Genomic DNA, 2,477 nt, shown 5'->3' on the forward strand with positions numbered 1-2,477 from the left:
CGCCAGCGCCTCCGGGGTGCCGTCGAAGCACAGCTTGCCGCCGTCGCGGCCCGCGCCCGGGCCCAGCTCCAGCACGCGGTGCGCGGAGCGGATGACCAGCGGATCATGCTCGATGACCAGCGCGATGTTGCCCCGGTCCGCCAGCTCCGCGATGGCCTCCGTGAGCGGCGGCACGTCCCCCGGGTGCAGCCCCACGGTGGGCTCGTCCAGCACGAAGAGCGCGCCCGTCAGCGACGTGCCCAGCGCCGCGGTGAGCGACACGCGCTGCGCCTCGCCGCCGGACAGCGTGGACGCGGTGCGGTCCAGCGTGAGGTAGCCCAGGCCCACGCGCTGCAGGTAGCGCAGGCGCGCGGACAGCTCGCGCCTCGCCAGGTCCCCCTGCCCCGCCAGCGTCTTCAGCCCGTCCAGCCGCGCCAGCGCGTCCGTCAGCTCCAGCCCGTGCCAGCCCGGCAGGTCCAGGTCGCCCACGCGCCACGCGCGGGCCTGCTCGTTGAGCCGCGCGCCGTGACAGCTGTCGCAGAGCGTGTACGCGCGATAGCGCGCCAGCAGCACGCGCACGTGCATCTTGTACGTGCGCCCCTCCATCCACCGGAACCACGCGCGCACGCCCGGGTAGACGCGGCCGCCGTCGTAGTCGCCCTCGCCCTGGAGCACCGACTCGCGCTGCGCGGCGGTGAGCTTGTCCCACGGCTTGTCGAAGGGGATGCCCTTCTGCTTGCAGTAGCGCTGGAGCATCTCGCGCTCCCAGCTGGTGGACTGGCCGGACCACGGACGGATGGCCCCCTGCGCCAGGCTCAAGCCCGGGTTGGGGATCACCTTCCCCCAGTCGATGCCGATGGTGCGCCCGAAGCCGCGGCACGGCGCGCACGCGCCCACCGGGCTCTGGTAGCTGAAGAGGCCCGGCCGCGCGGGCTCGAACTCCCGCGCGCACTTCGGGCACACCAGGCCCCGGCGCAGCCGCTTCGGCGCGGCCTCCGGCAGGAAGAGCAGCGCCTCGCCGTCCGCGCGCGCCCACGCGTCCTCCAGCGCCTGGGTGACGCGGGACAGGTTCGCGTCCGTCAGCTTCACCCGGTCCACCACCACCTGCGCCACGCCCGCGGGGTCGGTGGCCTCGCCCGGCTTGAGCGTCTCCAGCTCCTTCACCTCGCCCTGCACCATCAGCCGGTGGTAGCCGTCCTTCAGCAGGCGGGCCCTGGCGTCGAGGAACGCGGACGTGTCCGGGATGCGCACGGGGTACGTGAAGACGGCGGGCGCGTCCGGGTGCTCGCGCAGGGCGGCCTTCGCGGCCACGCGCGCGTCGGTGCGCACCGCCTCCAGGCCACAGTCCGGACACACCGGCATGGCCTCCCGGGTGAAGAGCGCGGACAGGTACGGCTCCACGTCCGCCAGCGTCGCCACCGTGGAGCGCGAGCTCTTCACCGGCGCGCGCCGGTCCACCGCGACGCCCGCGGCCACCGGCTCCAGCGCCTCCATGGGCGGCCGCTCCAGCCGCTCCAGGAACTGCCGGGCATACGGGCTGAAGCTCTCCACGAAGCGCCGCTGGCCCTCCGCGTAGAGCGTGTCCAGCGCGAGGCTCGATTTGCCGCCTCCGGACACGCCGGTGACGCAGACGAACTCCCCTTCGGAGAGGTCGACGGACAGATCCTTGAGGTTGTGGGTGCGGGCGCCGACGAGGTGGGTCTTGTGCATGCCGGCCGGAGGTTTAACGACCAGACACTCGCGCGCCAATCACAACATGACGGCCAACATCGCCCCACCCGGGTGGGTTGGGTGGAGAGCGGGCGGGCTGATACAACGCGATGCGGCCGGGCGCATCGGAGGTGACCCGATGGGAATGCCGGCCGGGACATCACAAGTGGGGGTGGCCATGTCCGACGACGACCAGGCACGCCGTGCGCGGGCCGAAGAGGCCTTGCGGCGCACGAGTGCCTCCCTGCTGTTGCTGGACCTGGGGGGCCACACCGCCACGGGCTTCGTCATCTCCTCCGAGGGCCACGTCGTCACCAGCCTCCACGCGGTGGCCAGCGCGCGCGCCATCACCGCCGTGCTCCCGGACGGCCTGCGCTCCCCGGTGGTGCAGGTGGCCGCCGTGGACGAGCGCCGCGACCTGGCCGTCCTGTGCCTGTCCGTCCCGGACCTGGTGCCCGCCCTCCCGCTGGGCCCCGCCACGCTGCCCCAGGAGGGCGAAGCGCTGCACGTGCTCCAGGCCCACGCGGACCGCCCCCCCGAACCGCGCCTCCTGGAGGTCCGCGCGGTGCAGGTGCTGGGCGAATGGCTCACCCTGCTGGAGCTGTCCCGCACCCTTCCCGAGGACGCCTCCGGCGCGCCGGTGCTGGACGCGCAAGGCGCGGTGGTGGGGCTGGCCACCGCGGCGCTCGCCAACGGCCGCGCGCTGGGGCTCGTCATCCCGGTGCGCTACATCACGCCCCTGCTCAAGGCGCCCCGGCCCGCTCCGCCCGCTGTCCGCGCTGGACGCG

Annotated in this window: 1 protein-coding gene and 1 pseudogene; one reads left to right on the forward strand and one right to left on the reverse strand. The window is 74.1% G+C overall.

Annotation, left to right across the window (positions count from 1 at the left end):
* Window positions 1-1,689: pseudogene (locus tag ACLEQD_RS41345) on the reverse strand (excinuclease ABC subunit A); the annotation flags it as partial.
* A 178-nt stretch (window positions 1,690-1,867) separates the two neighbouring features.
* Here ACLEQD_RS41345 and ACLEQD_RS41350 point away from each other — a divergent pair.
* The coding region (locus tag ACLEQD_RS41350; RefSeq protein WP_410391406.1) for a serine protease at window positions 1,868-2,477 on the forward strand (610 nt) is incomplete at its 3' end.

Origin of the sequence: Corallococcus sp. 4LFB (genome assembly GCF_046520365.1) — a bacterium.
Taxonomy (GTDB): Bacteria; Myxococcota; Myxococcia; order Myxococcales; family Myxococcaceae; genus Corallococcus; species Corallococcus caeni.